At 67.9% G+C, this 26,999-nt stretch carries 28 protein-coding genes; 11 read left to right on the top strand and 17 right to left on the bottom strand.

Features of this window, described 5'->3' with window-relative positions:
• Positions 1-15: 15 nt before the first annotated feature.
• Entirely contained in the window at positions 16-864 is an 849-nt protein-coding gene (locus AZH51_RS04085; RefSeq protein WP_291521622.1) for a TatD family hydrolase, read from the bottom strand.
• The gene (gene metG / locus AZH51_RS04080) at positions 861-2,648 is read right to left on the bottom strand and encodes a methionine--tRNA ligase (RefSeq protein WP_291521620.1); all 1,788 of its coding nucleotides are present in this window, start codon (positions 2,646-2,648) and stop codon (positions 861-863) included. Before metG ends, AZH51_RS04085 begins: the two co-directional genes overlap by 4 nt.
• A 53-nt stretch (positions 2,649-2,701) precedes the next feature.
• Here metG and AZH51_RS04075 point away from each other — a divergent pair, with 53 nt between their 5' ends.
• Together AZH51_RS04075 and AZH51_RS04070 are read left to right on the top strand one after the other, a co-directional pair.
• The gene (locus tag AZH51_RS04075; RefSeq protein ID WP_291521618.1) at positions 2,702-3,301 is read left to right on the top strand and encodes a DUF4126 domain-containing protein; all 600 of its coding nucleotides are present in this window, start codon (positions 2,702-2,704) and stop codon (positions 3,299-3,301) included.
• Positions 3,282-3,608 carry a hypothetical protein gene (locus tag AZH51_RS04070; protein WP_291521616.1) on the top strand — a complete coding sequence of 109 codons (327 nt, stop codon included), beginning with the start codon at positions 3,282-3,284 and terminating at the stop codon, positions 3,606-3,608. Before AZH51_RS04075 ends, AZH51_RS04070 begins: the two co-directional genes overlap by 20 nt.
• Positions 3,609-3,614: 6 nt before the next feature.
• On the opposite strand, the gene AZH51_RS04065 is transcribed toward AZH51_RS04070, so the two are convergent.
• The 3 genes from AZH51_RS04065 to AZH51_RS04055 are packed head-to-tail and all read right to left on the bottom strand — an operon-like array spanning position 3,615 to position 6,193.
• Entirely contained in the window at positions 3,615-4,133 is a 519-nt protein-coding gene (locus AZH51_RS04065; protein ID WP_291521615.1) for a flavin reductase family protein, read from the bottom strand.
• A complete protein-coding gene (locus AZH51_RS04060; RefSeq protein ID WP_291521613.1) occupies positions 4,133-5,554 on the bottom strand; it encodes an NtaA/DmoA family FMN-dependent monooxygenase in 1,422 nt (473 codons plus the stop codon). Before AZH51_RS04060 ends, AZH51_RS04065 begins: the two co-directional genes overlap by 1 nt.
• Before the next feature lie 54 nt (positions 5,555-5,608).
• A complete protein-coding gene (locus AZH51_RS04055; RefSeq protein WP_291521611.1) occupies positions 5,609-6,193 on the bottom strand; it encodes a TetR/AcrR family transcriptional regulator in 585 nt (194 codons plus the stop codon).
• A gap of 82 nt (positions 6,194-6,275) precedes the next feature.
• On the opposite strand from AZH51_RS04055, the gene AZH51_RS04050 reads away from it, so the two are divergent.
• Positions 6,276-6,599 carry a hypothetical protein gene (locus AZH51_RS04050; protein WP_291521609.1) on the top strand — a complete coding sequence of 108 codons (324 nt, stop codon included), beginning with the start codon at positions 6,276-6,278 and terminating at the stop codon, positions 6,597-6,599.
• A 3-nt stretch (positions 6,600-6,602) separates the two neighbouring features.
• Here the strand turns inward: AZH51_RS04050 and AZH51_RS04045 are convergent, their stop codons facing one another.
• Genes AZH51_RS04045 through AZH51_RS04020 form a run of 6 tightly spaced genes read right to left on the bottom strand, consistent with a single transcriptional unit; the run spans position 6,603 to position 13,319 of the window.
• On the bottom strand, positions 6,603-7,892 hold the full coding sequence (locus AZH51_RS04045; protein ID WP_291521607.1) for a PLP-dependent cysteine synthase family protein: 1,290 nt from the start codon (positions 7,890-7,892) through the stop codon (positions 6,603-6,605).
• Positions 7,893-7,900: 8 nt separating this feature from the next.
• On the bottom strand, positions 7,901-9,496 hold the full coding sequence (locus AZH51_RS04040; RefSeq protein ID WP_291521605.1) for a copper resistance protein CopC: 1,596 nt from the start codon (positions 9,494-9,496) through the stop codon (positions 7,901-7,903).
• Between the two features lie 3 nt (positions 9,497-9,499).
• Positions 9,500-10,231 carry a YcnI family protein gene (locus tag AZH51_RS04035; protein WP_291521603.1) on the bottom strand — a complete coding sequence of 244 codons (732 nt, stop codon included), beginning with the start codon at positions 10,229-10,231 and terminating at the stop codon, positions 9,500-9,502.
• 21 nt (positions 10,232-10,252) lie between these two features.
• On the bottom strand, positions 10,253-11,035 hold the full coding sequence (locus AZH51_RS04030) for an ABC transporter ATP-binding protein (protein WP_291521601.1): 783 nt from the start codon (positions 11,033-11,035) through the stop codon (positions 10,253-10,255).
• A complete protein-coding gene (locus AZH51_RS04025; RefSeq protein ID WP_291521599.1) occupies positions 11,029-12,144 on the bottom strand; it encodes an ABC transporter permease in 1,116 nt (371 codons plus the stop codon). The genes AZH51_RS04030 and AZH51_RS04025 overlap by 7 nt, the downstream gene beginning before the upstream one ends.
• 5 nt (positions 12,145-12,149) lie before the next feature.
• Positions 12,150-13,319 (bottom strand): ABC transporter substrate-binding protein, encoded by a 1,170-nt coding sequence (locus AZH51_RS04020; RefSeq protein WP_291521597.1) that lies wholly within the window; start codon positions 13,317-13,319, stop codon positions 12,150-12,152.
• 219 nt (positions 13,320-13,538) lie between these two features.
• Between AZH51_RS04020 and AZH51_RS04015 the strand changes: the two genes are divergently transcribed.
• Positions 13,539-14,528, top strand: a complete 990-nt coding sequence (locus tag AZH51_RS04015) for a PLP-dependent cysteine synthase family protein (protein ID WP_291521595.1) — start codon at positions 13,539-13,541, stop codon at positions 14,526-14,528.
• Here AZH51_RS04015 and AZH51_RS04010 read toward each other — a convergent pair.
• Complete coding sequence (locus AZH51_RS04010) at positions 14,517-15,947, bottom strand: DUF2079 domain-containing protein (protein WP_291521593.1); 1,431 nt, start codon at positions 15,945-15,947, stop codon at positions 14,517-14,519. The genes AZH51_RS04015 and AZH51_RS04010 overlap by 12 nt on opposite strands.
• On the bottom strand, positions 15,944-16,774 hold the full coding sequence (rsmI, locus tag AZH51_RS04005) for a 16S rRNA (cytidine(1402)-2'-O)-methyltransferase (RefSeq protein WP_291521591.1): 831 nt from the start codon (positions 16,772-16,774) through the stop codon (positions 15,944-15,946). The genes AZH51_RS04010 and rsmI overlap by 4 nt, the downstream gene beginning before the upstream one ends.
• A 52-nt stretch (positions 16,775-16,826) precedes the next feature.
• On the opposite strand from rsmI, the gene AZH51_RS04000 reads away from it, so the two are divergent.
• Positions 16,827-18,470, top strand: coding sequence for a dolichyl-phosphate-mannose--protein mannosyltransferase (locus AZH51_RS04000; protein WP_367188026.1), 1,644 nt, complete (start codon positions 16,827-16,829; stop codon positions 18,468-18,470).
• A 7-nt stretch (positions 18,471-18,477) separates the two neighbouring features.
• Here the strand turns inward: AZH51_RS04000 and AZH51_RS03995 are convergent, their stop codons facing one another.
• Entirely contained in the window at positions 18,478-19,959 is a 1,482-nt protein-coding gene (locus AZH51_RS03995) for a PH domain-containing protein (protein ID WP_291521586.1), read from the bottom strand.
• The gene (locus tag AZH51_RS03990; RefSeq protein ID WP_291521584.1) at positions 19,959-20,441 is read right to left on the bottom strand and encodes a PH domain-containing protein; all 483 of its coding nucleotides are present in this window, start codon (positions 20,439-20,441) and stop codon (positions 19,959-19,961) included. The genes AZH51_RS03995 and AZH51_RS03990 overlap by 1 nt, the downstream gene beginning before the upstream one ends.
• Before the next feature lie 82 nt (positions 20,442-20,523).
• Here AZH51_RS03990 and AZH51_RS03985 point away from each other — a divergent pair, with 82 nt between their 5' ends.
• From AZH51_RS03985 to AZH51_RS03960, 6 genes are all read left to right on the top strand, one after another.
• Positions 20,524-21,894 (top strand): FAD-binding oxidoreductase, encoded by a 1,371-nt coding sequence (locus AZH51_RS03985; RefSeq protein WP_367188025.1) that lies wholly within the window; start codon positions 20,524-20,526, stop codon positions 21,892-21,894.
• A 118-nt stretch (positions 21,895-22,012) separates the two neighbouring features.
• Positions 22,013-22,573 (top strand): ECF RNA polymerase sigma factor SigK, encoded by a 561-nt coding sequence (gene sigK, locus AZH51_RS03980; protein ID WP_291521582.1) that lies wholly within the window; start codon positions 22,013-22,015, stop codon positions 22,571-22,573.
• Entirely contained in the window at positions 22,570-23,241 is a 672-nt protein-coding gene (locus AZH51_RS03975) for an anti-sigma factor (RefSeq protein WP_291521580.1), read from the top strand. The genes sigK and AZH51_RS03975 overlap by 4 nt, the downstream gene beginning before the upstream one ends.
• Before the next feature lie 79 nt (positions 23,242-23,320).
• Positions 23,321-24,115 carry a hypothetical protein gene (locus AZH51_RS03970; protein WP_291521579.1) on the top strand — a complete coding sequence of 265 codons (795 nt, stop codon included), beginning with the start codon at positions 23,321-23,323 and terminating at the stop codon, positions 24,113-24,115.
• Positions 24,116-24,190: 75 nt separating this feature from the next.
• Complete coding sequence (locus AZH51_RS03965; protein WP_291521577.1) at positions 24,191-24,886, top strand: class F sortase; 696 nt, start codon at positions 24,191-24,193, stop codon at positions 24,884-24,886.
• Positions 24,887-24,895: 9 nt separating this feature from the next.
• Positions 24,896-25,372 (top strand): GNAT family N-acetyltransferase, encoded by a 477-nt coding sequence (locus AZH51_RS03960; protein WP_291521575.1) that lies wholly within the window; start codon positions 24,896-24,898, stop codon positions 25,370-25,372.
• Between the two features lie 27 nt (positions 25,373-25,399).
• Here the strand turns inward: AZH51_RS03960 and AZH51_RS03955 are convergent, their stop codons facing one another.
• Positions 25,400-26,170, bottom strand: a complete 771-nt coding sequence (locus tag AZH51_RS03955; RefSeq protein ID WP_291521573.1) for an SDR family oxidoreductase — start codon at positions 26,168-26,170, stop codon at positions 25,400-25,402.
• 26 nt (positions 26,171-26,196) lie between these two features.
• Positions 26,197-26,952: an SDR family NAD(P)-dependent oxidoreductase gene (locus tag AZH51_RS03950; RefSeq protein WP_291521571.1), complete on the bottom strand. Its 756-nt coding sequence runs from the start codon at positions 26,950-26,952 to the stop codon at positions 26,197-26,199.
• Between the last annotated feature and the right edge of the window lie 47 nt (positions 26,953-26,999).

Genomic DNA, 26,999 nt, shown 5'->3' with positions numbered 1-26,999 from the left:
CGTGCTGTGGGCCGGTCACCAGGGCCCGTAGACCGCCTCGCTGTTGTCCGAGAGCGCCCGGCACAGGGTGGGCACGTCCACAGTGAGCGTGCCGGCCATCGCCCGGACCGTGATCGGGATCAGGTACGGCGCGTTGCCGGACCCGCGGTACGGCACCGGGGTGAGGTAGGGGGCATCGGTCTCCACCAGGAGGCGGTCCAGCGGGGTCACGGCCAGTGCATCACGCAGGGTTCGCGCGTTCTTGAACGTGACCGTCCCGGAGAAGGACAGGTAGTAGCCGCGCTCGACGCACTCCCGCGCCATCGGTACATCACCAGAGAAACAGTGCAGCACCGTCTTCTCGGGTGCGCCTTCCTCCGCGAGGATCCGCAGCACGTCCTCGTGGGAGTCCCGGTCGTGGATCTGCAGTGCCTTGCCGGTCCGCTTGGCCAGATCGATGTGCCACCGGAACGAATCCTGTTGTGCTGCAACACCTTCCGGACCGGTGCGGAAGTAGTCCAGACCGGTTTCGCCGATCACCCGGATCCGTGGATGGGCCGCAAGCGCCTCGATCTCGGCCCACGCAGACTCCAGATCACCGGCGGCGGCGTGGCGAGGGGCCTCGTTGGGGTGGATGGCCACGCCACCCAGCAACGCGGCGTACTGGTCAATCATCTCGGCGGTGAACCGGGCACCAGCGAGGTCACAGCCGATCTGCACCAGGCGGTCGACACCCACGGCGCGGGCCGCAGCAATGGCCTCGGCGACGTCAGGCGGTGCTCCGCCGTCGCGGCCGATGTCCAGGTGGGTGTGGTTGTCCACCACCGGCAGCGGCAGTGGCGTGGGCGGCTCGGGGGCCTGCCCTCGTGACGAGTGGTGGGTCATGAGGGACTCAGGCGCGCAATCTCCTCCTCGACCACCGAGGGGTCGAGTTTGGTGAAGACGGGCGCGGGCTTGCCGATCGGCGTACCCACCGTGACCGGGACCGAACCCCAGCGCGGGGTGCGGGAGTAGTCGCCGGTGATCACCGGGTAGCTGCGCGAGGAGTCGTCGAGGTCCTCGACGGTCTCCAGCCGGGGCATCGGCATGAACTCCCCGGTCGCTCCGAGCACCTGGGCGACGCGGTTGGCCGCGTGCGGCAGGAACGGCGCCAGCATCGTGTTCAGATCCGAGACCGACTGGGCCAGCGTGTGCAGGATGGTGGCCAGCCGCTCCTGCTGGTCCTGCGACTTGAGCTTGAACGGCTCGGTCTCGGACACATAGGCGTTGGTGAGGCGGACCAGGCGCATGGCTTCGGCCAGGGCGGCCTTCTGCCGGTGTCGCTCGATGAGGTCACCGACGGTGCCGAACCCTTCGGAGATCTCCGACAACAGTTCCTTGTCGACCGGCTCCAGCTCACCCGGTGCCGGGATCTGCCCGAAGGACTTGTTGATCATCGTGGCGGTGCGGTTGACCAGGTTGCCCCAACCGGCGACCAGTTCGGAGTTGTTGCGCTGGACGAACTCGGCCCAGGTGAAGTCGGCGTCAGCGGTCTCCGGGCCAGCGGCGCTGATGAAGTAGCGCAACGGGTCGGGGCCGTAGCGGGCCACGACGTCCTGCACGTAGATCACGTGACCGCGGGAGGTGGAGAACTGCTTGCCCTCCATGGTCATGAACTCCGAGGCGACGACCTGGGTCGGCAGGTCCAGCACGCCGTACTCCCCCGGGGTGCCACCCTTGGCGCCGGCACCGGCGTACCCCAGCAACTCCGCCGGCCAGATCTGGGCGTGGAAGGTGATGTTGTCCTTGCCCTGGAAGTAATAGGAGACGGCCTCCGGGTCGTTCCACCATTCGCGCCACCGCTCGGGCTCGCCCAGCCGGCGGGCCCACTCGATGGAGGCGGACAGATAACCGATAACGGCGTCGAACCAGACGTAGAGCCGCTTGCCCTCCCAGCCGGGCAGCGGGACGGGGATGCCCCAGTCGATGTCGCGGGTCATCGCGCGCGGCTTCATGTCGTTCGCGATGTTCTTGGCGAAGTTGATGACGCCGGGGCGCCAGTCGCCGCGCTCGTCCACCGCGGCCAGCCACTCCTGCAACGCGTCGGCCAGCGCGGGCAGGTCGAGGAAGAAGTGCTGGGTCTCGATGAACTCCGGGGTCTCCCCGTTGATCTTCGAGCGCGGGTTGATCAGGTCGGAGGCGTCCAGCTGGTTCCCGCAGTTGTCGCACTGGTCGCCGCGCGCCTCGGGGAATCCGCAGATGGGACAAGTGCCTTCGAGGTAGCGGTCCGGCAGCGTGCGCCCGGTGGACGGGCTGATCGCCGAGGTGGCGGTCTGCTCGACCAGGTAACCGTTGGCGTGGATGGTGCGGAACATCTCCTGCACCACGGCGTAGTGGTTGCGCGTCGTGGTGCGGGTGAACAGGTCATACGACAGACCAAGGTCGACCAGGTCCTGGGCGATGATCGCGTTGTACTTGTCGACGACCTCCTGCACGGACAGCCCCTCCTGGTCGGCCAGGACCAGGATCGGGGTGCCGTGCTCGTCAGTGCCGGAGACCATGAGTACGTCGTGACCGGCCATCCGCATGTACCGGCTGAACACATCGGAGGGCACACCGAAACCGGCGACATGGCCGATATGGCGCGGCCCGTTGGTGTACGGCCAGGCGACAGCGGAGAGAACCTTCACACCGTGAATCCTAGGCGTTTGCGTTCTGCGCCCCCTACCTAGATTCTGGGGCCATGTTCGCGTTGCTCACCGGCCTCGGCCTCACCGCAGCCGCAGGGCTCAACGCCTACATCCCGTTCCTGATCGTCGGCGTGCTCGACCGCTTCACCACGGTCATCGACCTACCGCCGGGCTTCGCGTGGATCGGCTCGTGGTGGGCGATCGGGATCGCGGCGCTGCTGCTGATCTCGGAAATCGTGCTGGACAAGATCCCCGCCGTCGACAGCATCAACGACATGGCCGGCACGATCATCCGACCGCTGACCGGCGGGGTGATCGGCGCCGGCGTGCAGGCGTCATCCCAGCTGGATCACTCCCAGTTCATGCAGGACCATTCGTGGCTGGGCTTCGTCGGCGGTCTGGTCATCGCCGGCATCATGCACAGCGGTAAGACCGCCATCCGGCCCGTCGCCAATGTGTCGACCGGTGGGGTCGCAGCCCCGGTGCTGTCCGTCTCGGAGGACATCTCGGCGCTTTTCCTCAGTCTCGCAGCGGTTTTCGTCCCCATTCTGGTTGTGATCATTCTGGCGTTGATGGCGTGGGCGGGGTACGTCCTGGTCCGACGGGTGCGTCGCTTCACCCAGAGAAGGCGCAATGCCGAAGCTCTCCCCTAGGTTGTTGCTCCCTGTCCTCGTGCTGCTGGTGGGGGTCCTGGTCTGGAGACACGTGTCGCAACCGGCCGTCGTGGCGACCCGTGGGATGGCGGCGGGGTCCGTGGTCTCGTCCACCCCGTCCGGCTCCGACCTGTCGTTGCGGGTGGCGTACGTCGCGAACGGGCGTTCGCTGGAAACCACCGGGACCGTGTCGGCGGCTGAGTTCTCTCAGCAGGGCAGGATCGTATGGGTCTGCTTCAACCCGGCCGACACCTCGCAGACGACGCTGCGGCTGCCGATGGAGCAGTTGTGCGCCAACGGCGGCTGACCTGAACTACGAGGCCGCGTCCAGGGTGTGCAATGTGCTGCGCTGCAGAATGATGGGCCGACGCCCTGGTTCGTCCGCGTGACTGCGGACGCGGAGCAGCACCATATCGTGATCCCCGGCCGGATGAGCGGCTTCCAGCGCACAGCTGAACCAGGCGGCGCCGTGGTCCAGCAGGACCTCCCCTTGATCGCCGACCGACCACGGCACGGCATCGAACCGGCGAGCCCGGTCGGACCCCGCCAACTGATAGACGACAGAAGCTTGTTCGCCAGACAGCGCCGTGACACCAATCGCTTCGGCCCTGGCCAGCTGCGGCCAAGTGACCGAGCGATGATCGGCTGCGAATGAGGCCAACGGCGGGTCGAAGGACACACCGACGGTGAAGGTCGAGACGACCATGATCTCCGGGTGGTCATCGATCAAGGCTGCCAGTGCGACGACACCCTGGGTGAAGCGGCCGAAGGCGTGCTTGATCCGGTCTGGTCCGCCGACCTGGGTCAGCGCCGAGGCGATCCCTGTCGCCACTAGGCGCTCTCCTCGATGATGGCCGACTCACCCGCGTGCCCCGGATGCGTGGCGGCGAGTCGGTCCGGGTTCGTCGCTGCCCCGATGCCGAGTTGCGAGCGGAAAGTACCGGTATCTGGGTCGTCCGGCAGCAGCCCTCGCCGACGCAACTGCGGCACCACCAGCTCGACGAAATCGGTCAGGTCGGGTAGATCGAAGATTGGCTCCAGCAAGAAGCCATCGAGGCCGGTCGTCACCATCAGGTCCTCCAACTGGTCGGCGACCTCCGTGGGCGAACCGGTGACCTGGAAACCGCGAGTCCCTTTGCCGCGCAGATCATCGATGATCTGGCCGACTGTTGGCGCATCCGGCCCGAGGAAGCGCTCGATGTTGCTCGTACCCATCTGCCCGACCGCTCCCGTGCCGATCACCTGCTCCAGAGTCCCGGCCGGATCCAACGACAGCAGGTCGATGCCGGTGTTGCCCGCGTAGAGCGCATTGACCACGGCATCGTTCTGCAGGGCGTCGAAGGCTGCCCGCTGGTCGGCTGCCTCGGCGCTGGTGGGGGCGACCGTCACCGAGACCCCGGCCATCGTGATGACGGCGTCCCCGTCCCGGCCCATCTCGAACGCGCGTCGGCGGATGTCGGCGACATTGCCCGCCGTGTGGGACGGGGTCGTCCCCTGGACGAAGACGGTCTCCGCCCAGGTGGCGGCCAGTTGCCGACCCGCGGGCGAGGTGCCTGCTTGGAACAGCACGGGGGTGCGCTGTGGGGACGGGTCGACGGTGAAGTAGCCCGAGGACCGGTAGTGGGTCCCGTCGTGTTCGAGCCGGTGCAGCTTGGACCCGTCGGCGAAGACCCCAGTCGCCGGGTCCATCACCAGAGCGTCGTCCTCCCAGACGGTCTCCCAGAACTTGGTGGCCAGTTCGACGTACTCCGCCGCCTGCGCGTAGCGGTCATCGTGTTTGGCCATCTGGTCATGCCCGAAGACCTCGGCGATCACGTTCTGTGAGGACCCGGTCACGATGTTCCAGCCGATCCGGCCGCCGGTGAGGTGGTCCAGGGTGGCGAACCGCCGGGCCATCTGCACCGGGTGGTCCAGGCCGGTCGAGGACGTGACCACGAAACCGAGTCGCCGCGTCGCTTGGGCCAGGATCGGGATGAGCAGCATCGGGTCGAGGCTGCCGAAGTTGACGCCGTGTTGGACGGCTCCGGGCGCGATGTCCCCGTCGATCGCCGGGTAACCGTACCCGTCGGCGAAGAAGAGGAAGTCGAAGCCCGCCCCATCGAGGAGCTGAGCCATATCCACCCAGTACGACGGCTCGTGGTAGCGCTTTGAGGTTGCCCTCGGGTGGGGCCAGCTGAGCGTTCCGCCGACCTGGGGACCGGCGACTTCGAAGACGCCGAGACGCATCCGGCGGGGCGTGGAGTGCGATGCCATGCCTTTGAGTGAACCAAATGGTTCACTTTCGGCGGAAGGGCTGAAACACGATGTTTACACAGCAGATTCGGCGACCTGGACGACGAGGGCTTCGATGCTGCGGCGCGCGGCTTCCGCGACCACGACGGGATCGCCACCGCTAAGCAGGGTCAGTTGCAGACCACGCCACGTGGCCACCACAGCATGTGCGGTCGCCATCGCCTCGATCGGATCCCATCCGTCGCTGACGAGCGCTTCCTGTACGTGCGCTGACCACTCCGAACCGACGGTCGCCAGGAACCCGGCGAACCGGTCAGGGGCGAACCCAGCTAAGCCCAGCACCTGGAAGAACAGTCGATGGAAGGGCAGGTTCTCCTGCGCGCCGATCAGGTCCCAGGCCGAATGGAACCGTATAGCAGGGGGATTCGCCGTATCGTCCAACACCTCGAATAGCGAAACCATTCGAGGAAAGCGAGCGGCCGCTGATTCCAGAGCCGTGTGGATCAACTCGTCCCGGCTACCGAAGTAGTAGATCAACATCCGGTTGTTCGAACCCACCGCCGCGGCCAGATCGCGCAACGTCAGATCGGCGACACCGTGCTCCAGCACGTAGTCCACCACGCGGTCCAACAATTGGTCGCGGCGACTCTGCTCGCTCATGGACGACAGACCGTAGCAGCGATGCGCAAACGGTGACCGCTATGCGGTTCCGGGACGGGGGCCACGCTGACATGATCGCAGGATGCGTCGGTGGCCGGTTCTGCTCGTGGCCCCGCTCCTGGGCCTGAGCGGCTGCACGTCGTCCGCTGGCGAACCGTCGTGGCGATCGGTGAGTCTGTATATGCATTGCGGCATTCGCGATCTCCAGATCGACGCCAACTGGTTCACGCGCGTCGACGGCGTGCTGGACGACGGCAACGGAAATCCACCGTCCGGCTGGGACAACCCCGAACAACGCGGCGAGGTGAAGTTGGTGGGAGACCGCGTGTTCTTCCGCGACGAGCACGGACACTCCGAGCAATTCAAGCCCGCACCGGGCAACCAGCCGACCACGATCTGCAGTTGATTCCTACTGCAGATCGCCCTGCCCGGCGTCCCCCTGCACGCCGACGACCCGGCCGTTGCGCAGGACGGGGCTGACCGTGTCAGGGCTGAGCGGCCGGGCGGCGGCCCGTGCCGTCTCGTGATCGCGTAGTAACGCTGGTGTCGTCCAGCCGAGCAGGTCACTGGGATGCGGAGCGAGGACGCGCCGCTCACGCGGATACGCCACGAAGACCGGAGCATCCTGCGGGATCCCGTCGGCGATCAACCGGGCGGCCGCTGCTACTCCTGCCTCCTGCGCGGTCACGAAGACGGCGGGATCTGAGGGTGTGTCCTCGAGCGTCCCGAACCCATTGTCCGCCAACCACTTCCGGTTGAAGTAGGTCGACAGGTACGCGCGCCCCGAATCCGGCAGCAGGATCACGACGACGTCGTCGGAACCCAAGTCCGCCGCCACCCATCGTCCTGCGGCCAGGGCCACCCCGGACGATCCGCCCGCGAGGATCCCCTCGGTGGTCGCCAACTCCCGGATGGCGGCGATGGCGTCCTCATCGGCCACCGGGAGGATCTTGTCGATCAGGCTCAGGTCGAGGGCGGTCGGCCAGATATCGACCGTCGCTTCCGGATGCACGAAGTGACCCGCGCCTTCGATCGCCTTCTGGCTGCCGTCTCCCCCGGCGTACGACGAGGTGAGCGGGTCCGCGCCGATCACCCGGACGCGTCCTCCACTGATCTCCTTCAAATACCGGGCGGTCCCCGAGATGGTGCCGCCGGTGCCGATGGTCGACACGACGTGCGTCACCTGGCCGTCGGTGTCCGCCCAGATCTCCGGCCCGGTCGTTTCGTAGTGCGCCTGCGCATTGGCCGCGTTGTCGTACTGCGCCGCCAACCACGCGCCGGGTGTCTGCTCCACGAAGCGTTCGGCATGCGACCGCAGGCTGTCCGGGTGATCCTTCGGCACGAACGTGTCGACCAACTCCAGCCGCGCGCCGTACGCCGTGATCTGGTTGCGCTTCTCGCTCGAGATCTTCGAACTCGTGAAGATGACGCACGAATAGCCCAGATGCGCTGCGGCCATTGCTAATCCGATGCCCGTATTGCCGCTCGTCAGTTCCACGACGGTGCCGCCCGGGCGGAGCAGCCCGTCGCGTTCAGCCTGCCGCAGCATCCACACTGCGGCCCGGTCCTTGACGCTGCCACCGGGGTTGAGCCATTCCGGTTTGACGTAGACCCGCGGCCCGCCCGACGGGACGCCACGGGTGAGCCGGATCAGCGGCGTACCACCAACCGCCTCTAGCACGGATTCGTATCGGGCCATCACAACTCCTAGTAAGCAGTGAATTGGGTTGCGGCGCTGTACTGCTCGGTCTCGCTGGCCACAACGGTCAGCTGGGCCTGCCAGTCACCGATATCGGGGAGCACGACCACCGAACTGACGAACGTTATCGGGACGGGTTGGCCGGAGTGGATGGTCCCGGGGATGCGGGCGGTGAACTCGACCGGTAGCGCGCGGGTCGCGCCACCCGGCTGGTTCAGCGTCAGGTCGACCTGCTGGGCCAGCGGCGTGGCGTCTGCGGCGCCGGTCACCGTCACCCGGAAGCCGACCGGACCCCGGCGTGCGGGCGCGATGCGCAGCTCGACGGTGTACGGCCCTGCGGTGAGGGTCTGGGGCGTGGTGGGTGCGTACGTCGCCTGGGCGGGGTCGACTGAGGACAGCACTCCCGACACGATCACGATCGCGGTCCCGAGAACGGCCTCGCGCCGGGCGAACCGCCGCAGGCGCGCGGTCTCTCCTGGCTCAGGTCGGGTTGCTAGACGGGAATGCGTTGTCACCCAACGGTTTCCGCGGATCGCGAAGAATCCGGCGACGGCGACCAGCGCCACCTTGGCCAGTAGCACCCACCCGTACGTCGTGTGGACCAGCGCCGCTGGATACCGCACCTGCACGACGGCTTGGGCCCCGCCCGTCGCCGCGATGCCCGCGCCCGCAGCGCCGGCGTACCGGGCCCACAACGGCAACCGCCGCAACTGGGCCACCTCGAGCCGCCGGGTCAGCATCGCCCAACCCAGCACCAGCAGTCCGCCGATCCACGCGGTAGCCGCGATCGCGTGCGCCAGGGTCGAGACGAAGATCCAGCCGCCCTCGGCGCCGCCATGACCGTTGCGGACCACCGTCGCGACGACGAGCAACGCCACCACGACAAACACGGACAGCCACCGCCGCACGACCCACGCCAGCACCAGCAGGACCACGCGCAGGTAGATCGTCAGGGCATAGGTCGAACCGAACGACTGCACCAACCCACCCCAGGTCGCGCGACTGGCCGAGGCACCCCACAGGTACTGGACCGGGATCTGCAGCACGGAGCCGGCCGCGGCCGCCAGGAAGCCGGCGGCCACCCAGCGGGTCGGTAGCGAGACGTGCAGCAGTCGAGCAGCGATCGGAGCGCCCAGCGCCGCGACCAGCCCCAGATAGACCAGACCCTTGAGCACACCGTTGATCAGCTGCAGCAGGGAACTCGGTTGCGGTGCAGCAGGTTCGGCGACGGCCGTGGTCGGGACGCCCACGCCGAACTGCAGGGAGCCACCAACCGGGTGACTATCGGCGGAAATCACCGACCAGTTGGCGACGTAGACGTCTCTGGGTAGACTGTGCCGCAACGGAATCGTCAGCAGGTCCCCCCGCAGAACCGGTGACCCGTTGTCGACCCGCTCACCGGAGCTGGAGACTACGGACGTGGCAGTTCCCGAGGCAAGGGCGACCGGTTCGGAGAACCGCACGACGACCGCCGCCGGCGACGCCGCCAACTCAGCGCCGCTGGTCGGCGACTGTGAGATGACGTACGCGTGGGCGGCGGCCGTCGGGGCCGACCAGACGAGAAGGACCAGCAGGAGTGCGACCGCGGCGACGATGCGCCGCACTGCCTAGGCCGGGACCGAGGTGCGGTCCGCGGCCTGGTCCTCGGTCGACGTACCGGAATCCGAAACGACAGAGTCCGATCGACGGCGGGAGACCCGGCTGCCGACGACGCCACCCACGACCCCACCGAGCAGCGCGATGCCAGCCCCACCACCGGCAAGTGCCCACGGGTTGGTGCCACTGTCCGCCGCGGCGGGAGTAGCGGCGGCTGCGGTGATCTCGAAGCTCGGTGCCGGGGACTCCGGCTCCGCATTGCCCTGTGCCTGTTGGACCCAGTTGGAGATCTTGCCGTCCGAATACTTCTGCTGCGTGGGCAAGTACACGGTTCCGGACTTGGGCAGCGGACCGGCCTGGATCGCAAACTGACCGAACTGACCGGGGGCGAGGCCGCCGTCGGTCGCGGTCCACTCGACCTTGATCGGGGCCTTGGTGATGATGTTGCCGTCATCGTCCTTGACCGGGTTGGCGAGGTTCTCGGTGGTGACCTTCGCGGTCCAGCCCGGAGTCGGACGGACACTGACGTAGGTGAATGGTGTCGTGGTGGGCAGATTCACCGTAAGGGCAACGGTGTTCGCGGTGTCGGACTCGACCGGCACGTTGAACGTCAGCACGGAGTAGCTGCCCGGCGCCGTGGAGGAGGGGATGACGCGCACGTGGGCGGAGGCGACCTCGGCGACACCGAGGGTAAGGGCAAGCGTGGTCACGGCCGTGGCCGCGGCGCGGGTGATGAGACGCATGATGATGTTCCTTTCGAGAGGTTACGAAGCGAGTTCGTCGGGCGCAGTGGTGGTTTCTTCATCGAGCAGCGCGAGGATCTGCTGCCGCAACGCCACGAACTGCGGCTCGGACTGGTTGCGCGGCCGGGGAAGGTCGACGCTGATGTCGGCCCGGACGGTTGCCGGGCGCGGGGAGAAGATGATCACCCGGTCGGCGAGGGTGAGCGCCTCGGTGACGTCGTGGGTGATCAGGACGGCGGTGAACCCGCGTTGCTGCCACAACCGGGCGAGCTCACCTTGCAGCACGCGGCGGGTCAGCGCGTCGAGTTTGCCAAGTGGTTCGTCGAGCAACAACACCTTCGGGTCGCCGACCAATGCCCTTGCCAATGCTGCGCGTTGGGCCATACCACCGGACAGCTGCGCTGGCCAGGCGTCGGCGAAATCGGTCAGTCCCACGACGTCTAGGACCTCATCGATCCGGCCAGCGGACTGCTTCAGCTCGCCGCGCGCCTGCGGCCCGAGTGCGACGTTGCCCCGCACGGTCCGCCACGGCAGCAGGGTCGGATCCTGGAAGACCAGAGCGCGTTCCGGGTCAGGTCCGGTGACCTTGCGGCCATCGACGTAGACCGTGCCGAAGAGCGGCTTGTCCAGCCCGGCCAGCAGCCGGATCAGCGTCGACTTACCCGAGCCACTCGGCCCGACCAGGGCCACGAACTCACCGGGCTTCGCCGAGAAGGTCACGTCGTCCAGGACCGGCAGGTCCCGGCCGCGACTGCGGAACGCCTGCGTGACGTTGAGGATGTCGATCGCGGCACCGGTCACCATCTCGTCAACTCCTTCTCCCAGCGCAGCACCCAGTTGCGGCTGCGGAACAGCAGGGTCAGCAGGACGCCACAGACCACGACCAGGACCACGATCCCGGCGTAGACGCCCGCGTAGTCACCCCAGCCCTTCTTCCAGTTCAGATACCAGCCCAAGCCGGAGTTGACCCCGAAGTTCTCCGCCACGGTGAGGCTGACGAAGGACGCGCCAAGGGCCATGAAGGCACCGGTGAAGATGCTCGGCAGTGCGGCCGGCAGGCTGATCCGGGCGACCAGGAACGCGCCCTTGGCTCCGAGGGTCTGGGCGACGTCGAAGTAGGACCGCGGCACGCTGAGGACTCCGGCCCGGGTCAGGACCGTGATCGGGAACCACACGCTGAGCGCGATCATGAAGACCGCTCCGGAGTACGCCGAGGGGGCCAGCACGAAGACCAACGGCACCCAGGCGAGGGAGGGCACCGGCCCCAGGAAGATCAGAATCGGGTGCACCCAGTAGTTCGCCTGCTGGAACCAGCCGATCGTGACCCCGGTGACCAGCCCCGCGACCAGGCCGACCACGAAGCCAACGACCAGCAACAGCAACGAATTGCCCAGGCTCTCGGCGAGCAGGCCGTGGTCGGTCCAGATCGCGTTGAGCACCGCTTGCGGTGATTGGAAGTACGGCGGGGCGAGGGCTGCCGTCTTGGCCGTCGAGTACTCCCAGAAGAGCGCCCACAACGCCAAGCCGAGCAGCCAGGCCGCGCCGTGCGTGGCGTGGCCGTGTGCCCAGCGGCCGAGCCGGGAGTCGCTGGCCGACAGCGCCCAGATCCCGGCCCACGCGACGGCGACGAGCAGACCAGCGATCGCGATCGGCGTACGCATGGCATCGATCGCTTGTAGGTCCCGCAGGGACTGGGAGGACTCGTTGGGCATGAAGAGGACGACGAGGGCGAATCCGACCCAGGCCAGGATCCCGCCGCCGAGCAGCAACGGATTGATCCGGACCGGATGGGAGACTCTGTCGAGCGCAGCGTGGATGCGAGCCGGACCCTGGACGGTGACGTCCGGATCAGGCTGTGGCGCAGCCGCTTTCGCGGAGGCGGACGCTGTCCGCCGTACGGTGAGAGTGGACATCGCGCTCAGGCCAGCTTCAGGTCGACGAACGATTTGTCGGCCAGCACCTGGGGGTTGGTGGCCGCGGGCAGGAACCCGGTTTTAATGAACTTGGCAATCCCCGGCTCGAGGGCCTTGTGCAGACTCGCGGTCGAGGGGTCGAAGGTCAGGGTCCGCAGCACGGCCAGGGCCTCCTCGGGCTTACCGGAGACGTACTTCTTCTCGGTGACCAGGTGCGCGGCCTCCTCGAGGTTGGCACCCACCCACCGGGAACCTTCGATCCACGTGCTGACCAAGGTGGCCGCAGTGACCGGGTCCTGGGTGACGAAGGTCTGGTTCAGGGCGACCGCGCAGCACGGGTAGGCAGCGTTGGTCGACAGGTTGCGGTTGTTGGACAGTTCCTTGGCCCATCCGTCCTTCACCCCCTGGATGATCGGCAGGAAGCCGCCGGCGGTCGCGATCGCGTCGACCTTCTTGGACTTCAACGCCTCCGGCAGCAGGTCCTGCTCGATGACGACCCACTCGACCTGCTTGGCGGCCGGGCTGGAGTTGATGCCGGCGTCCAGCAGATCCAGGGAGAAGAAGTTGGTCGCCGAACCCTGCAGGTTGCTGACGCCGATCTTCTTGCCCTTCAAGGAGGCCACGGTGGGGACCGAGCCGTCGTTGCGGGAGTAGAGGTCCAGGCAGCCGTGGTGCAGACCACCGCTGAGCTTGACCGGTGTGCCGTTGTAGATCGGCCCGAGGAAGTTGAAGAAGATGCCGTTGGATGCGACGTACTTGCTGGAACCGACTGCGGCCGTGGTGTCTTCGTCGGTGCCGGACTTCTTCAGCACGACGTCGAGGCCGGCCTGTTTGAACAGACCCTTCTCGTACGCCGCGATGAGTGGCGCTTCACAGACCCCGCTGGGCGAGACCAGCGCCAACTGTTTCTTGGCCCACGAGTTGGTCACGGTGGGCGTGCCGGTGGCGGCCTGTACGTCGTGGTCCTGGCTGCGCAGGAACGCCCAGCCGCCGACTCCGGCGGCGGCCGCGACGACCGCACCGGCGGTCACCAGACTGCGGCGGCTGACGCCCTTGGGGGCATCGGCATCGACATTGGCTTCGACCCGCGCACCGCTGGGCAGGACCTGGTCGCCGGCGGGCGCAGCGTCGTGAGAATCGTTCTGCTCAGGGGTTCCGGGGGTGTTCTCGGTCATGGGGTTGGTCACTTTCGATCGGGGGCAGATCGCCCCGCAGTGGGTCGCACAAGGTTGCGGGCGCCGACGCTAGCGCCGTTCGTCGATAATGTCTAATTATTGATTTCAGTGGGTATGGTTATGCCATAGTTATCCGACAGGAATTATCTGACGACCTCGGGCCATGCCCGGAACCGTTGGACTGCAACGACATTCGCCATCCCACCCCTAGGAGTACCCATGGCTGTCCTCGTCACGGAGATCACCGAACTCATCGGCGACACTCCCCTGCTCGAACTGACCCGCTACGGCCGCAACCGCGACCTGGGCGCGCGTATCGTCGCGAAACTGGAGACCTTCAACCCGATCGGATCGGTGAAGGACCGCATCGCGTGGGCGATCATCCGCGATGCCGAGGAGCGCGGTGAGCTCCAGCCCGGCGGCCGCATCGTGGACCTGACCAGCGGCAATACCGGCATCGCCCTCGCAGCGATCGCCGCTTCACGTGGCTACGGCTCGACGTTCTACGCCGGCGACAACATCAGTGCCGACAAGGTCGCCCTGCTGCGCGCGTTCGGCGCTGATGTCATCGCCGTGCCCAACACGTTCTTTCTGGACCCGGATGCGCTTGTGCTGCTGCGCGAACGCGCGCGCACCGAGCACCCGGACGCCTACTTCACCGACCAGTTGGCCAACCCGGTCAACCCGCAGTACCACTACGACACGACCGGCCCGGAGATCTGGAAGGCCACGGGCGGTTCGGTCGACATCCTGGTCGGTGGCGTCGGGACCGGTGGCACGTTGTCCGGGACCGGCCGCTTCCTGAAGGAGAACAAGCCCGGGGTGCAGGTCGTCGTGGCCGAGCCCGGCTGGGGTTCGGTGCCGACGCCGGAGAACCCCTATCCCAAGGAGATCGACGGGGTGCACAAGATCACCGAGGCCGAGCCGCAGCAGGTCCCCGACAACTTCGACCAATCCATCGCCGATGAGTACGTCGCGGTGGAGACCGCCGATGCCTACCTGGCGGCGCAGGCCCTGGCCCGCGAGGAGGGTGTCCTGGCGGGCTCTTCCGCTGGTGCCATCCTGCACGTCGCCACGCAGTTGGCGCAGCGACCGGAGAACGTCGGCAAGACCATCGTGGCGATCGTGCCCGATTCCGGGGAGCGCTACCTGTCGGCGGGGATCTACGGCAACGTCACCGCGCAGGACAGTGCCGCCCTACCGGTCTGAGCCGGCTTCATCGCAGTCGGCCAGCCTAACGACGGTGGGCTCGAGGTAGCGGATGGCGATGATGTCACCCTGCGCGGTCGCGCCCCCGAGCCCCTTCGCATCGTCCAGCAACGCGTCGCCCTGGCAGCCCGACACTTCGTCCAGCGGTCCGCCGTCCCGCCCGAAGACCACGTAGCGCACCGCCGGCGCCGACTCGATCGACCACACCTGATCATGGGTGGCGACCAGGTAGGCGCCGGTGGTGTTGCTGGCCGCGATCGGTGCGTCCTTCGGGATCCGCGCACTGATCTCCTGCAGGTCGCGGAACCGCTGGGTGGGGGCAACGGCATGCCACGGCGCAGCAGCCACCTCGACCAGTTGGCTGCCGCCCAGACCGACGCTGATCACGCCACCGAGAACTGCAGCGGAGGCGACGACCGGACTTTTGGATCGGGATTCACCTGAAATGTCGCGCTGCGGGTGAAAAGCGTTCCAAAAGTGGGCGGACGGGAGGCGGGACATCGCGTGCGCCGCGGCGATCAGGGCAATGGGCACCAGGATGAGGTCGTAGTGGGTGTCCAGCCGCCAGTACGACGGGTTGTTGCCGATCATCCGCCAGGCCAGGGTCGGGATGGCCAGAACCGCTACGGGAGAGCGCAGTCCGACGAAGAGCGCGGTGACTGCGAAGAGAGCTAACGGTGCCAACCGCCACCAGGACCACCCGGTGTCGACCTGCTGCCCCATGGGCGTGCTGCCCGATCCCCCGAAGAAGACTCCGTAGCCCGACCCGCCGCCCACGACCCGCAGCACCACGGTCGCTGCGACCAGTCCCGCGACGCCGACACCTGCCAGCACCGCCGGCCGTCGCCACCCATCGCGGTGCAGCAACCACCACGTTGCAGCGGCCGCGATCACTGTCAGCCCCAGATCCTCCTTCACCAACACCAGGACGATGGCCGCACCGACGGCGAGGCGGAAGCGACCCCGCACAGCAGCCGCCGCCAACAGCGCAACGGTGGGCGCGGCGTACGCCACCTCGTGGAAGTCGAACAGGTCCGCAGCGATCGTCCCCCGAGCGATCAGGCCAACCGCGAACAGGGCCAGGGCAATTGGTTCGCCGACAAGTGTGCGAGCGACCCACCAGACAATCACCATCGCCAGGGCGATCAGGATCGCCTGCACCAGCAGCAGCACGCGGGGATCGGACCAGATCCGCCACCACAGACCGTTCAGCGCGAGAACCGGACTGAAGTGATCACCGAGCAGGTCGAGCCCGCGGATGTCCGAGCGTGGCCAGTGCCCCTGCGACCAGGACTTGGCCGACTGGCTGAAGATCCCCAGGTCGTACGACGTGGCCAGACCTGCGTTGTACCTCGCGATCGACCACATCGCCAGCCAGAGACTGCCGACCAGCCATAACAGCGCCGCCCGCAGTCTCACCGTGATGCGACCGCCGCGTCATAGAGCGCCTTCTTGGACAGCCCCGTCGCAGAGGCGATCTCGGCGCAGACGTCCTTCAGACGCTCACCGTCGGCGACCCGGGAAAGCACCTCGGGCAGGACGTCCTCGACGGCGACCGAGGCACCGCGCGCCCCGGCCACGACCACCGTGATCTCACCGCGGGCACCCTCGACCGCCCAGTCCGCGAGCTCGGCCAGGCCGCCTCGACGTACTTCCTCGTAGGTCTTGGTCAGCTCCCGGCACACCGCCGCGGGCCGGTCCGGCCCGAACGCGTCGGCCACCGCTGAGAGCATCTCGGCGAGCCGGTGCGGCGCCTCGAAGAACACCATCGTGCGCGGTTCGGTGGCCAGGGTGGCCAGGTGCCGGGCGCGCTCGCCTGGTTTGCGGGGCAGGAAACCTTCGAAGCAGAACCGGTCGGTCGGCAGTCCGGACACCGCGAGCGCCATCAACACCGCGGACGGACCGGGCACGCAGGTGACCCGCACATTCGCGGCGATCGCCGCGGTCACCAATCGATAACCGGGATCGGACACCGACGGCATCCCCGCGTCGGTGACCAGCAGCACGCTGTCCCCCGCACTCAGGCGCTCGACCAACTCCGGCGTGCGAGCGCGCTCGTTGTGCTCGTGGTAGCTGAGCACCCGGCCGCGGGGCGACACCTCCAACTGCTCGGTGAGGCGGTGCAACCGTCGGGTGTCCTCTGCCGCGACGACGTGCGCCTGGGCCAGCCACGAGACCAACCGGGCCGGTGCATCACGGGGGTCACCGATCGGCGTACCTGCCAACACCAACAGACCGTCCGCCATGTCGTTAGCGTCGCACGGACCACGCCAAGACGCCTCGGTTACCCTGTCGCGGGTGAGCTCCACGACCCTCGACGCACCCGCGCCCCCGGTCGCCGACTCACCGCTCCCGCTGCGTTACCAGTTGCGCCGACGGCTGCTCGGCCGCCCGCGCACCGCCCGGGAGAAGCTGTGGGCATGGCTCGGCCCGGCGCTGGTGGCGCTCATCGGCGGCATCCTGCGGTTCTGGGATCTCGGTCGCCCGCACCAGTTGATCTTCGACGAGACGTACTACGTCAAAGAGGGCTGGTCGCTGATCCAGTACGGCATCGAGCGGCAGCAGAACATCTTCGGCTCCCAGAGCGACAACCTCTTCACCATGGGCAGCCCGCAGGTCTACGGCAGCCAGGCCGACTTCGTGGTGCACCCGCCGTTCGGCAAGTGGGTCATCGGATTCTTCGAGTGGATCTTCGGGATCGACTCCTCCTTCGGCTGGCGCGTGGGAGTGGCGCTGGCCGGGACCATCGCGATCTATCTGATCGGCCGGTGTGCCTGGCACCTGTTCCGCTCCCCGCTGCTGGCAACGCTGGCCTCGATCCTGTTGTGTTTCGAGGGCACCGCCTTCGTGATGTCGCGGGTGTCGATCCTCGACGGACTGGTGATGTTCTGGCCGCTGGCGGCCTTCGCGGCGCTGCTGGCCGACCGGGATCGCAGCCGGCGGATCCTGGCCGACAAGGTGGCCGCCGTGCGGGAGTCCGGCGGGTCGGTCGCCGCGCTCGGTCCGTGGCTGGGCTGGCGGCCGTGGCGCTGGGTCGCCGCCGTCTGCCTCGGCCTGGGCATGGCCACCAAGTGGTCCGACGGGTTCTACCTGGCGATCTTCGGGCTCATGACGGTCTGGTGGGACCTGGGTGCACGCCGCGCGGCGGGTGTCCGCAACTGGATCGCCGGGACCTTCCTGAAGGACGCGCTGCCGGCGATGGTGAAGCTGGTCGGCGTCAGCGTGCTGACCTATCTGTTGTGCTGGATCGGCTGGTTCCGCAGCGACGACGGCTACGACCGCCACTGGGCGGCGGCCAATCCCGCGACCCAGGACAGTGGATTCTCCCCGGACAGTTCACTGTTCGCGTGGTTGCCGGACACGTTGCGCAGTCTGTGGCAGTACCACATCGAGATGTACAACTCGGCCAAGAGCATCACCTCCGAGCACCCCTACATGTCCAACCCGTGGTCGTGGATCCTGCAGACGCGCCCGACCTCGTTCTTCTACGAATCGCCCGGCAAGGATGCCGGGTGCACCGTCGACCAGTGCTCGAAGGCGGTCACGTCCCTTGGCAACCCGCTGATCTGGTGGTTCGGCGCGATCGCCTTGGTCATCTGCATCTTCTACTGGCTCTTCGGCCGGGACTGGCGCGCGGGCGCGATCGTCGGCGGCGTGATGGCCGGATGGTTGCCGTGGTTCAGCTACCAGGACCGCACCATCTTCACGTTCTACTCGGTCGTCTTCGTGCCCTACATCGTGCTGGCCTGCGTCTTCGTGCTCGGCCTGGTGCTCGGGGCGCCCGATGCGTCCGTACGCCGAGTGCGGGCCGGGCGGATCGCCGTCGGCTCGTTCACGGTGCTGACCGTGGCGCTGTTCGTGTTCTTCTGGCCGATCTGGACGGCACAGGTGATCCCCTACACCCACTGGCAGGCACGGATGTGGCTGCCGAGCTGGATCTGAGCGGATCTCACCCGTTGGCCGCCGAGGCCAACAGTGCATCGGCCAGTTCCGTGGCCCGGTCGGAGGTCACGTCGAGCACGGTGTAGCCCTGTTCGCCCGCGGCCGTGGCGAGTTCGACGCTGGCCACACCCTGTCGCCGTTGGAAGATCGACTGCCGCACCACGACGGCCACTGTGCCGTCGGTGCGCACCACGTGGGTCGCCCCACCGAGCCCACCGGTCCGGCTGACCAAGTAGTCGCCGGCGATGGTGTGCCCGAGACGACGGGCCCGGTCCCACGCGAGAAGGCCGGCGGCGGGCAACAGGATGGGCGCGGCGTACGCCACCCAGAGCGGCAGGGGGCCCAGGGTCGCCGCCAGCACCAGCGCGAGCACCACGACCAGGGTCGGCCACAGCGCCCGGGTGTAGCGCCGGCGGGTGGCGACCGGGCCGTGCGGTGCGATCGGATGGGCCAGCACGGCGGGGTCGATGACGTCGGCCGCCAGACCCAGCACGACCGGCACCGGTGACGGCGGCGCCAGCAGGTCGGCGTCGCCGCGGGAGCGGTCCTCATCGTGCCGACCGTGCAACCCGGTGGTGATCGCCGACAACCGACCGCCGCCGACCCAGCGCAACGGCACCGGCTGATGGATGGTGACACCGCGAATCCGTCTGGTGTCCAACGACGTTGACCGGGTCGTCAACAAGCCGCGCGTGACGTGCCAGGTGTGGCCGATGTCGTCGGCGGTGAGGCGGAAACCGTAGTACGCCAGCAGATATCCGGCCATCGCGAGGACTGCCGCGAGTGCCAGGATCGCCAGAGCAGACAGCGCTACCGCCAGGGGCAGGACCCGACCGCGCAACCAGTCGATGGCGTCATGGATCTCGGGGTTGCTGTTCGGATCGAGGTGCAGATCGTTGACGATCCGGAACACGAACCCGGCCAGCACCAGGACGATCACCATGTTCGACGGATTGAACGGCGCGAACCGCACCCAGGAGGGCTGCCAGGTCAGCAGCACCCGCTCGCCGACCGGGGCCAGCGGCTGATCAGCCTCGCTGGTCGTGGCCTGCAGCTGCGGGTCGCGGTGCAGCAGTTCCGCCCGCAGGTTGGCTGCCTGTGCGCCGGTCAGTCCGTCGAGCACCAGATCGTTCTCGCCGGCACCCGTGCCGATCCGCACCTTCGCCAACCCCAGCAGCCGGTGCAGCGGCGACGCAGTGACATCGACGCTGCGCACCCGATCGATCGGGGTGGTGAGCAGCTGCTTGGTGAACACCCCGTGCTGCAACTCCACCCGCTGGTCGGTGAACCGGTAGCGCGTGGTCAGCCAGCGCAGTGTCCCGATCACCACGAAGACCACGACCACGATTAGCACCCACCACCACGGGTCGTCGGTGGTGGTGCCGAAGATCGCGGCCGCCACCAACGCTGGCACGAAGCGGCCGATCTCCTTGAACGGGTGGACCAGCAGCATCCGTGGGGACAACCGCCGCCAGTCGTCCTGGTCCATCAGGTGGCGTCCCGGTGATCGGCCGCGCTGATCGCCGTCAGATCGGAGACCAGCTGGGTGGCCACGTCGACGTCGAGGGCCGGAATATGCAGAGCGCCCTTGGACGAGGCAGTCGTGACGGTCACCGTGCTCAACCCCAGCCAGCGCATCAACGGCCCACGCTCGGTGTCGACCGTCTGCACCCGGCTGATCGGCGCGACCCGCAATTCGCTGACCCACCAACCGATCTGGGTCGACACCGCCTCCTGGTTGACGTCCCACCGGTGCACCGCGAAGCGCCAGCGCGGCATCACCAGCACCTCGACCACGGCGATGGCGGCGACCACGAGCCACATCAGGACGGCCAGCGGCGTGGGCGGGTGCACGGTGAACTGCACGACGGCAGCGACAACCAGCAGAACCACGGCAACCAGGCCGCCGCGCAGCCGCCAGTAGCCCGGCGCCCGGGCCGACACGCGGCGCTCCGGTTGCGGAAGTTGCATGCCCTCACCCAACCATCTGCGTGCGGCGGGGTTAAGTTGCAAGGGTCCGTGTCGTCGTACGTCGATGTGCGAAGGAGTCCTCGTGACCTCCCCCAAGCCCGCCCACCTGGCCGCGACGCTGCCCACCGGGCGCCTGCTCATGGACCCCGACAAGATGGCCCCCTACCGCTGGGACCGCGCCCTGGACCCCGATGCGGGTACGCCGATCGCGGTCTTGTGCGCCAAGACCACCGGGGACGTGCAGGCCGGGGTGCGCTGGGCCGCCGAGCACGGTATTCCAGTCATCCCCCGCGGCGCGGGATCGGGACTGTCCGGTGGTTCCAGCGCGATCGACGGCTGCCTGGTGATCGCGGTCGATGAGATGACGGCCATCGACATCGACCCGCTGACCCGGATCGCCACGGTCGAGCCCGGCGCACTCAACGCGCACGTCAAGCAGGCGGCCGCGAAGCACGGTCTGTGGTACCCGCCGGACCCCAGCTCGTTCGAGTTCTGCTCGATCGGCGGCAATGTGGCGACCAACGCCGGCGGCCTGTGCTGCGTGAAGTACGGCGTGACCACTGACTACGTGCTCGGCATGACCGTGGTCCTCGCGGACGGCAGCGTCGTCGAACTCGGCGGTCCGCGCCTGAAGGATGTCGCCGGTCTGTCGTTGACCAAACTGTTCATCGGCTCGGAGGGCACGCTCGGCATCATCACCAAAGTGCTGCTGCGGCTGGTCCCGGCGCAGCGACCGCCGGCCACCCTGGTTGCGACGTTCGCGCGGCTGGACGATGCCACCCAGACCGTCGTCGACATCACCTCCACCATGCGGCCCTCGATGCTGGAGTTCATGGACAAGCCGACCATCAACGCGGTCGAGGACGTCACCAGGATGGGCCTGGACCGGGACGCCGAGGCGATGCTGATCGTGCAGTCCGACGAACCGGCCGGGCACGCCGGCGTCGAGATCGCCCAGATCACCGCGATCTGCGAAAAGAACTCGGCCACAGAGGTTTTCGACACCGACGATGCAGAGACCGGCGAACAGTTCGTCGTCGCCCGCCGGATGGCGATCCCGGCGGTCGAGCGCAAGGGGTCACTGCTGCTGGAGGACGTCGGTGTCCCGGTGCCGCGCCTTGGCGACCTGGTCCGCGGTATCGCCGACATCGCGCGGCACCGCGACATCCTGATCGCGGTGCTCGCGCACGCCGGCGACGGCAATACCCACCCCCTGTTGGTCTTCGACCCCTCAGACGAGGACCAGGCGCAACGCGCCCACACGGCGTACGGCGAAGTCATGGATCTGGCCATCGGCCTGGGCGGCACCATCACCGGCGAGCACGGTGTGGGCCGGTTGAAGAAGCCCTGGCTGGCCGACTACCTGGGCCCGGACGTGCTCGCGTTGAACCAGCGGATCAAGAAGGCGCTGGACCCGGCGGGGATCATGAACCCGGGCACGATGCTGGACTGATCGGGAGGCAGTCATCCGGTAGGCCGGGCGGCTCCGAACTACCGGTATGACGATCGAGGCGGCCCTCACGACCGGCTGGGGGGTGTCGGTTATGGGGGCGCCTGCGAAGATACGCGTGATGCCAATCGCCGAATCCGATCCACTGGAGGATCTGCTCACCGCCACCGCGCGCGGTGACGAGGCCGCCTTCGCGCGCCTCTACGACGCCGTGAGCGCCCGGGTATTCGGCCTGGTCCTGCGGGTCGTGGCCGATCAGACTCTGGCCGAGGAGGTCACCCAGGAGACGTTTCTGGACGTGTGGCGTCGGGCGGGCTCGTTCGATCCTTCTAAAGGAGCCGGGTTGTCCTGGATCTTCACCATCGCCCACCGCCGATCGGTGGACCGGGTGCGCTCGGTGGTGGCCGCGCGCAAGCGGGATGCGGCGTACGGCGTGCAGCACCAGGACCGGGATTTCGACAGCACCGTGGATGAGGTGACCGGGCGCCTCGATGCCGAGCGGGTGCGCGGCGCGATGGGCAGAATGACTCCGGTGCAACGCGAAGCGGTGGAACTGGCCTACTTCGGGGGCCTGAGTCACGCGCAGGTCGCCGACGAACTCGGGATCGCCCTGGGTACTGCCAAATCCCGGATCCGCGACGGGCTGCTTTGTCTACGAGGCGCGTTGGGCGGTGAGGCATGAGCGAGCACATCGAAGCGATTGATTACGTCATGGACGCCCTGGACCCAGCGCAGCGCGACGCTGCAGATCAGCACCTCGCGACCTGCGCCGAGTGTCGCGCCGAGGTGAGCGAGTTCCAGGAGCTCACGGCACCCCTGGGCGCCACGGTCCCCCCGGTCGCCCCGCCGCCGCACCTGCGGGAGGCCATCCTCGCGGAGGTGGCCACCACTCCGCAGGACAACGTGCGCGCATTGCGACCGCGCCGCCGCACCCAGTGGCTCGCGGCGGCGGCCGCCGCGGTCGTGCTGGCCGGTGGGGCGACGACCGTTGCCCTGTGGCCGCAGACACCGGCACCCGTGTCGGCAGTGCAACAGATCGAGTCCGCATCCGACGCGACGACATTCACGGCACCCCTGGGTGATGGCACGATGCGCGTCGTTGCCTCGAAATCATTGGATCGCAGCGTGATCCGCCTGTCGGATGTCTCCGCCCTGCCCGCGGGGAAGGTCTACCAGGCGTGGATGCTCGCCGACACCGGACCGGTCAGCGCCGGAGTGGTTGCTCCTGGTCAGGACGTGCTGATGAAGGGTTCGCCGAACGCAGCGACCGGCGCGGCGGTGACCGTCGAGCCGGCGGGCGGTTCGCAGGAACCGACCACCAAACCGGTTTCTTCGGTGTCGTTCAGCTAGACCCATCCGGTACGGCAAGGCTGCCGAACTCCTGATGTCCTCCGCATCCGCGGTCGGACACCTCAGGAAGGAAGCAGTCATGGCATCTCGCACACTCGCTCTTTCTGCGGCGGCGGCCGGCCTGGTCGCTCTGCCCGCTATCGCCCTCCCGGCGATAGCGTTGGCTCCCGCGGCTCACGCCTCAGCTCCGGCGCAATCGGGCACCACGCACCTGTGGGGCAAACTCACCCAGTTGAACGACAGCGGGGCCTCCGGCACCGTGACCGCTTCGCTGACCGGCGACCAGCTGAGCATCAAGATCGTCTCCCACGGCCTGTTGGCGGGGGCTCCGCACGCCCAGCACCTGCACATCGGCGGCTCCAGCACGTGTCCCAGCAACGACACCAAGGGGACCGGCGTCGACGGCCACCTGCGCGTCGCCGATGCGATGAAGGACTACGGCATGATCGCCGTGTCGCTGACCACTTCTGGGGACACCTCTCCCAAGAGCGGCCTGGCCGTCACCCGTTTCCCGGTCGGTTCGACGACCTACTCGCGCACGATCACCGTGTCGGACGCGACGGCCGCCTCGATCCGGGCCGGGAAGGGTGTCGTGGTGCAGCACGGTGTCGACTACAACGGTGACGGCAAGTACTCCGGCAGTTCCAAGTCCGAGCTGGACCCGTCCCTGCCCGAGGAGGCGACCGACCCGGCGAACTGCGGTCGGCTCGAAGTCAGCCAGATGAGTGGGATGCCGACCGGCGGCGTCCAGACCGGTGCCGGCGCCTCGGATGACGCCTCGGTTGTCGCGTTCGGTGGTGCAGCGACCGCACTCACCGCGGCCGCGGGATTCGGCTACCTCGGCCTGCGTCGACGTCACACCAACCGGATCTGACCGGTTCCCCCGACCGCCGGCGTCTGGTGGGCGCACCCTCTGGCCACCCACCAGCCGCCGGCCCTAGGACCACCCATGACCGCCTCTTCACCTCGTCCCGCCACCCGGTGGCTGATCGCCGCTGTGCTGGCTGCGGTACTCGCGATCGCTGCCGGTGTCTGGGGAATGACCCATCGGTACGAGACCCCGACGCCGCCGGGCGTCGCACAGTCGGCGGCGACGACTGAGTCGCCCGAAACCGCTGGGCCACAAGGACCCTCGTCCGCCCCACCCTCCGTGCCGTCCAGCGGGAGTCCGGCGATCGGCGTACGTCCGGGGTCGCGGCCGGTGAGCGTGAGCATCCCGGCCATCGACGTGCAGTTGCCGCTGATCGAGTTGGGCCTGCAGTCCGACGGGACGCTGGCTGTCCCCTCCGGCGCGCAAGTCGGCAAGGGTGCGTGGTTCACCGGGTCGCCGACCCCCGGTGCGCCCGGTCCGGCCGTCGTCGAAGCCCATGTGACCACCACGACCGGCAGGGGTCCGTTCTTCCGGTTGGCGAGTCTCACCGCCGGTGACCGGGCCAGTGTGCGGTTGGCCGACGGCAGTTCGGTGCTCTTCACGGTCTACCGGGTGGCTCGCTATCCCAAGAACGCGTTCCCCACCGGCGACGTCTACGGCAACACCACCGGACCTGAGTTGCGGCTGATCACCTGCGGCGGCCAGTTCGACCGTTCCACAGGGCATTTCGATGACAACACGGTGGTATATGCCCGCGTGACGACACCGTCCTAGGCTGGGGTCATGCAGTTGGTTACCACCCCGGTCGACGATGAGGTCGCCCAGAAGTTACTCGACGACTACTTCACCAGCCGTGAACTCGGCTTCGCCACACATGCGGAGGGATACCGCCGGAGCAATCCGGATCCGGCCGCGTTCACGCCGCCGGAGGGCTTGTTCGTCATCGTGCGTAATGACCGCGACGAACCTGTCGGCTGTGGCGGCGTACGCCGAGTGGCGGATTATCTCCATGAGCCCACCTTCGAGATCAAACACCTGTGGGTCGAACCCGACCAACGGGGCCGGGGCATCAGCCGGACGTTGATGGCCGGCCTGGAGAAGGCGGCGATCGAGTACGGCGCGCACTGGCTCGTGCTCGACACCAACGAAACGCTCACTGCGGCCCAACAGCTTTACCGCAGTAGTGGTTTCGTGGAGATCGACGCGTACAACGACAACCCGAACGCGACGCACTGGTACGCCAAACGGGTGCACCACTAGGTCACCGCTCGCGTCCCGCTCCTGCTCTCAGATCAGGCTGGCGGTCAGACCTCCGTCAAGTACCAGCCCGGCGCCGGTGATCCAGGACTGCTCCGGGTCGGCCAGGAAGGCGACCGCCCGGCTGACGTCGCTGGCATCGCCCCACCGGCCCTGCTTGGCCACGATGAGGTCGCTGAAGCCCCCTGCGGGCAGACCGAGGTTGACCTCGAAATCCGCCGCGACGTCGGTGACCAGGTCAGTGGCGATGAACCCCGGCAGGACTGCGTTGACCCGGATGCCCAGGGGTCGCCACTCGATGGCCGCTGTCTTCGTGAGGTTGAGGACGGCGGCCTTGGCTGCGGCGTACGGAGCGATGAGGGCCGAGCCCGCCGTGGCGGTTACGGAGGAAATGGTCACGATGCTTCCCCCGCGGTCCTTCATGGCGTCGCCGGCGTACCGGACGCACAAGAAGACACCGTCCAGGTTCACCTCCAGCACGCGCCGCCACGTTGCCAGGTCGGTCGTGGCCAGGGGCTGCACGACTCCGATGCCCGCGTTGGGAACCATCACATCGAGGCGGCCGAGCCGATCCACCGTCTGGTCGATCAGCGAGACCACCTGGCTCTCGTTGCGCACGTCGCAGGCGATGGCGACCGCGCCGGGGATCGCGCTGGCCGCGCTTTCGGCCGCCGCGCCGTCGATATCCGAGATCACGACGGTCGCGCCGCGCTTCGCCAACTGCGTCGCGATCTCCAGGCCGATGCCTTTCGCGGCTCCGGTGACGATGGCGACCTGGTCTGTCAGTGGTGCGTTGCTCATGGACTTCTCCTTCGAAGCGGTTGTCATCAGATGAGGGATGCGGTGAGGCCACCGTCCAGGACGTAGGCGGAGCCGGTGATCCAGGTGGCATCGTCGGAGGCGAGGAGGGCGACGACGGTGGCGATGTCGTCGGCCGTTCCGAGTCGCCCCTGCTTGGCGGCGACGAGGTCGGCGAAGTTGGCGCCGGTGGCCGCCTCGAACTCGGGGCGTAGCCGGTCGACCATGCTGGTGTCCGCGAAGCCCGGGCAGACGGCGTTGACGCGTACGCCGCTGGGTCGCAACTCGATCGCGGCGACCCGGGTGAGCTGGACCAGCGCCGCCTTGGTCGCACAGTAGGAGCCCAGGAGCGGCGATCCGCCCAGCCCGGCGATGGACGCCATGTTGACGATGTTGCCCTTGGACTCCACCAGGTGCGGGATCGCCGCCTTCATCGCGACGAATGGTCCGCGGACGTTGACCGCGAAGATCCGGTCGAAGCTCTCGGTGGACTGCTGAACCAGCGGTGCCGCCACCTCGATCCCCGCGTTGTTGATCAGAACGTCCAGGCCGCCGAGCTGTTCGACGGCGGAGGCGACCGCACCCTGGACCTGCTCCTCGTCGGTGACATCGCAATTGGCGACGCCCGCGGCGGAGAGGGCCGAAGCGGTAGCTGCTGCTGCCTGTTCATCGCGGTCGCTGATGACCACGCGGGCACCGCGGGAGATGAACAGCTCCGCGATGGCGCGTCCGATCCCTGCTCCGGATCCGGTGACGAGGACGCGCTTGTTCGTGAGGTCAGACATGGGGGTGAAGCTCCTTCAGGTCGAGCCGGCGTCGCCGGCCTGGTGAT

Source organism: Branchiibius sp. NY16-3462-2, assembly GCF_001594145.1.
In the GTDB taxonomy this organism is placed as follows: domain Bacteria; phylum Actinomycetota; class Actinomycetes; order Actinomycetales; family Dermatophilaceae; genus Branchiibius.
This window is presented reverse-complemented; position numbering and strand designations above follow the sequence as displayed.